This is a genomic window from Bradyrhizobium genomosp. I (2014) (genome assembly GCF_000261685.1).
In the GTDB taxonomy this organism is placed as follows: domain Bacteria; phylum Pseudomonadota; class Alphaproteobacteria; order Rhizobiales; family Xanthobacteraceae; genus Bradyrhizobium.
Map to the genome: position 1 here is coordinate 1 of NZ_AJQE01000159.1, position 5147 is coordinate 5147.

Below are 5147 nucleotides of genomic sequence, written 5' to 3' on the forward strand. Positions count from 1 at the left end.
GCTCCACCGTGTCGTTCTGGATCTGCTTCTCCATCGCGCGGAGCTTCGCGACGTTCTTCTGGTGCGCGTCGTAGGTCTCGGTGAAGGCGTGCCCGCCGGTGCCGTCGGCGACGAAATAGAGATCGCGGGTGCGGGCCGGGTTGGCGGCAGCTTCGAGCGAGGCGCGGCCCGGGTTGGAGATCGGCCCCGGCGGCAGGCCCTCGATCACATAGGTGTTGTAGGGCGAGGGCTGCGTGATCTCGCTGCGCTTGATGGGCCGGCCCAGCGTGCCCTTGCCGCCGACGAGACCGTAGATGATCGTCGGATCGGACTGCAGCTTGATCCGCTGCTTCAGGCGATTGACGAACACCGCGGCGACGCGGCTGCGCTCGTCGGGCTTGCCGGTCTCCTTCTCGACGATGGAGGCCAGCGTCACGAGCTGCTCCGGCGTCTTCACCGGAATGTCCTGGCTGCGGCGCTCCCAGATCTCGGCCAGCACGCGCTTGTGCGCCTGCTGCATGCGCTGGATCACCTGCTCGCGCGTCGTGCCGCGCGGGAATTTGTAGGTCTCCGGCAGCAACGTGCCCTCGCGCGGCAGTTCGCGCACGCTGCCGGTGAAGATGTCGTTGTCGGACAGCCGTGCCACGATCTGCTCGGAAGTCAGGCCCTCGGGAATCGTGACCGCATGCTGCACCACCTTGCCCTCGACGATGGTGGCGATGACGTCGCGCAAGGAGGCGTGCTTCTGGAACGAATACTCACCCGGCTTGAGATCCGAGCTCGCCTTCAACGCGGCGACGCTGGCGATGAACACCCAGGGATTGACGTCGGTCACGCCTTCCCGGTTCAGGGTCTCGGCAATGTCGCGCTTGCCCGCGCGCTGCGGGATGTTGACGATCTTGTCGTCCTTGAGCGGTCCCGGCGCCTCGAGCGCCTGCCGGCCGTAATAATAGACGCCGCCGGCGCCAATCATGCTGATCAGCAGCAGGGTGATGATGGCGTTGCCGACGATCACCAGAGGACTGCGCGCGCGGTCCGATCGCTTGGGCGGCGGCGGAAGCTGCTCGGGCTCGAGCGCTGCCCGCGGACTCCGGGGTGAAATGGGCGGCCTTTCACTCATCGAAACAACCTGAATCCTGCCGGTTCAATCACGGCCCGACAATCGTTTGCCCTGCCAAAACGCGCGCGCCCACGTCCATGACTATCGCCGAATACGGCAAAACGGTGGATTCGCCTCAAACGCAAACTAATCGGCCAGGCGCCGGAAGATCACCGACGCATTGGTACCGCCAAAACCAAAGGAGTTCGACAATGCGACGTTGACCTCGCGCTTCTTCGCCTTGTGCGGCACGAGATCGATCGCAGTCTCGACCGACGGGTTGTCGAGATTGATCGTCGGCGGCACGACATTATCGCGAATCGCGAGAATCGCGAAGATCGCTTCGATGGCACCGGCCGCGCCGAGGAGATGGCCGGTCGACGACTTGGTCGAGGACATCGCAACCTTGGAGGCGGCATTGCCGAGCAGACGCTCGACCGCGCCGAGCTCGATCTCGTCGCCGAGCGGCGTCGAGGTGCCGTGCGCGTTGATGTAGTCGAGATCGGACGGCGTAAGGCCGGCGCGCTTCAGCGCAGCCAACATGCTGCGGTAGCCGCCGTCGCCGTCGGGCGACGGCGAGGTGATGTGATAGGCATCGCCCGAAAGACCGTAGCCGATCACCTCGGCATAGATCCTGGCGCCGCGGCGCCTGGCGTGATCGAGTTCTTCCAGGACCAGGACGCCGGCGCCCTCGCCCATCACGAAACCATCGCGGTCCTTGTCGTAGGGACGCGAGGCCTTCTCGGGTGTGTCGTTGAAACCGGTCGAGAGAGCGCGCGCGGCGTTGAAGCCGGCGATGCCGATGCGGCTGATCGGCGACTCGGCGCCGCCCGCGACCATCACGTCGGCGTCGCCGAGCGCGATCAGGCGGGCGGCATCACCCACCGCGTGCGCGCCGGTCGAGCAGGCCGTGACCACCGCATGGTTCGGCCCCTTCAGCCCGTGCGCGATCGAGACGTAGCCGGAGGCGAGATTGATCAGGCGGCCCGGAATGAAGAACGGCGACACCCGGCGCGGTCCGCGCTCCTTCAAGAGGATCGCGGTGTCGGCGATGCCGTTGAGGCCGCCGATACCGGACCCGATCATGGTGCCGGTCGCGCACTTGTCTTCTTCCGTCTCGGGATGCCAGTTGGCGTCGTCGAGCGCCTGGCCGGCCGCGGCCATGCCGAAGATGATGAAGTCGTCGACCTTGCGCTGGTCCTTCGGCTCCATCCACTTGTCGGGATTGAAGCTGTCGTTCGACGCGTCGCCGCGCACGACCGTGCAGGCGATCTTGGTCTGAAGATCGGAGACATCGAAGCTCTCGATCCTGCGCGCACCGCTTTCGCCGTCAAGGATGCGTTTCCAGGTCGGCTCGACGCCACAGGCGAGTGGCGAGACCATGCCGAGACCCGTGACGACAACCCGCCTCATATCCGAAAACTCCGCATCGAAAGATTCACGGCCAATAACAAGAAACCGGCTGACCGCTGCGAAGCGGCCCGTCCGGTTTCAATGTTGTCCCCGCGAAAATGAAGAGCTTAGCTCTTCGCGTTCTTCTCGAGAAACTTCGTGGCGTCACCGACGGTGAGAATCGTTTCCGCGGCGTCGTCCGGAATCTCGCAACCGAATTCCTCTTCGAACGCCATCACCAGCTCGACGGTGTCCAGACTGTCGGCGCCGAGGTCGTCGATGAAGCTCGCGTTGTCGACAACCTTTTCGGGCTCAACACCAAGGTGTTCGACCACGATCTTCTTAACCCGCTCGCCAATGTCACTCATTGCTTAACCTCGTGTTGTTCCCTGTAGACCCGACCCCCCGGGACGATACGAGCCGTCGTGGTCGTTTGACTGCCTTCGCTTACGAACTTTGATTTGGCCCATCCTAACCGATGCAGGCCCCGGCGAACGACGGCCAAAGGCTCCGCATCGCCAATATACAGGGTTTCAAAAACCTGCAATGGCGTTCTTTGCCCATCCGTTGAAGGTCCGGTTATCATACTTCAATTGCCTTGACTACAAGCCTCATTTCGCTCCGGAAACGGCCGTTTGCCGCATCCCGCACCGGCTTGACGGGCGGTGCAGCACGAGGCGTCAGATCATGGCCATACCGCCGTTGACGTGGATGGTCTGCCCGGTGACATAGGATGCTTCGTTCGAACTCAGATAGACGGCGGCCGCTGCGATGTCATCGGGCGTCCCCAGTCGGGCGGCCGGAACCTTGCTCAGAATCGTCTCGCGCTGCTTGTCGTTGAGCGCATCCGTCATCGGCGTCTTGATGAAGCCCGGCGCGATGCAGTTCGCGGTGACGCCACGCTTGGCGTATTCGGCGCCCAACGTCTTGATCATGCCGATCAGGCCCGCCTTCGACGCAGTATAATTGCCCTGCCCCGGATTGCCGGTGACACCGACCACCGAGGTGATGGCGATGATGCGGCCGAAGCGCTTGCGCATCATCAGCTTGGTCGCGGCGCGCGCCAGGCGGAAGGTCGCGGTCAGATTGACGTTGATGACCTCGTCCCAGTCCTCGTCACGAAGTTGCACGAAGAGATTGTCGCGGGTGATGCCCGCGTTGGCGACGAGAATGTCGACCTGGCCCATCGCCGCTTCCGCAGCGGGCACCAGCGCCTCGACCTCGTCGGCCTTGGAGAGATTGCAGGGCAGCACATGCGCGCGCTCCCCGAGCTTGCCCGCAAGCTCGTCCAGCACGTCCTTCCGCGTCCCCGATATCGCGACGGTGGCGCCCTGCGCGTGCAGCGCCTGCGCGATCGCGCCGCCGATGCCTCCGGTCGCGCCGGTGACGAGCGCCTTTCGGCCAGTCAGATCGAACATTGATGACTCCTTCAGGCCTGCTTCGCAGCGGCCAATGCATCCCTGGCGGCGGCAATATCGTTCGGACCGCCGACCGCAACGCCGACGGCACCGTCGGCAATGCGCTTGACGAGACCCGTCAGCACCTTGCCGGCGCCGATCTCGAAGAAGCGGGTGACGCCCTGCCCGGCCATATAGGCGACCGACTCGCGCCAGCGCACCGTGCCGGTGACCTGCTCGACCAGGCGGCGGCGGATATCATCGGGATCGGTGATGGCGCGCGCCAGCACGTTCGACACCAGCGGCGCGGCCGGCGCCTTGATCGTGACCCTGGCCAGCGCGTCCGCCATGGCGTCCGCGGCCGGCTGCATCAGCTTGCAATGGAACGGCGCGGACACCGGCAGCAGCATCGCGCGCTTGGCGCCCTTGGCCTTGGCGATCTCGACGGCGCGATCGACCGCGGCCTTGTCGCCCGAGACCACCACCTGCCCGCCGCCATTGTCGTTGGCGGCCTGGCAGACCTGCCCCTGCGCCGCCTCGCCAGCGACCTCCATGGCGGCCTCGTAGTCGAGACCGAGCAGCGCGGCCATCGCGCCGGCGCCGACCGGGACGGCCTTTTGCATTGCGAGACCGCGCGTGCGAAGCAGACGGGCGGTATCCGAAACCGTCAGGCTGCCGGCCGCGGCCAGCGCCGAATATTCACCAAGCGAATGACCGGCGACGAAGGCCGCATCTCGTCCCACGGAAAAACCAGCCTCAGCCTCGAGCACGCGCAGGGTGGCGACAGATACCGCCATCAGCGCCGGCTGGGCGTTCTCGGTGAGCTGGAGGGTTTCGGCCGGGCCTTCCCAGATGACGGCCGTCAGCTTCTCGGAAAGCGCGGCATCGACCTCGTCGAACACGGCGCGCGCCACCGGAAAGGCGTCGGCCAGGGCCTTGCCCATGCCGACCGCCTGGGAACCCTGCCCAGGAAATGTGAATGCAGCCGTCATCGGCACTCCCCGCTTGTCGGGCATGATCCCTTGCGAGAACCGGCAGCCGATGACGCGCGGCCTCGGGCCATGGTTCCCGATCATGCTCCAAAGGGGGCCGTAGACACCGTCCGGGGCGGCACTGTCAAGCCGAGATGGAAACTTCGACCAGCATTCAACGTGGAATGCGCCCCTCAAAACCCGCCGGCGGTCTGGTTGGCATCGACCTCCGCCCCGGCCTGCGCGCGGCGCGCACTGTTGACAAGTTGCCCCGGCCGATCCTCGCGGTTCGGCTTGGCCGTCGCCAGC

At 65.4% G+C, this 5147-nt stretch carries 5 protein-coding genes; all 5 read right to left on the reverse strand.

All coding sequences use genetic code 11. The annotated features are described in order from the left end of the window. Window positions 1–1099, reverse strand: a 1099-nt coding sequence (mltG, locus tag IC50_RS15105) for an endolytic transglycosylase MltG (protein ID WP_035705877.1), incomplete at its 3' end; no start/stop codon positions are given. A 126-nt stretch (window positions 1100–1225) separates the two neighbouring features. Then, window positions 1226–2491: a beta-ketoacyl-ACP synthase II gene (fabF, locus tag IC50_RS15110; RefSeq protein WP_035705871.1), complete on the reverse strand. Its 1266-nt coding sequence runs from the start codon at window positions 2489–2491 to the stop codon at window positions 1226–1228. A gap of 107 nt (window positions 2492–2598) precedes the next feature. Next, entirely contained in the window at window positions 2599–2838 is a 240-nt protein-coding gene (locus IC50_RS15115; RefSeq protein ID WP_008551805.1) for an acyl carrier protein, read from the reverse strand. A 312-nt stretch (window positions 2839–3150) separates the two neighbouring features. Beyond that, window positions 3151–3888 carry a 3-oxoacyl-[acyl-carrier-protein] reductase gene (gene fabG / locus IC50_RS15120; protein ID WP_035705873.1) on the reverse strand — a complete coding sequence of 246 codons (738 nt, stop codon included), beginning with the start codon at window positions 3886–3888 and terminating at the stop codon, window positions 3151–3153. Between the two features lie 11 nt (window positions 3889–3899). Continuing rightward, a complete protein-coding gene (gene fabD / locus IC50_RS15125) occupies window positions 3900–4859 on the reverse strand; it encodes an ACP S-malonyltransferase (RefSeq protein ID WP_035705880.1) in 960 nt (319 codons plus the stop codon). Between the last annotated feature and the right edge of the window lie 288 nt (window positions 4860–5147).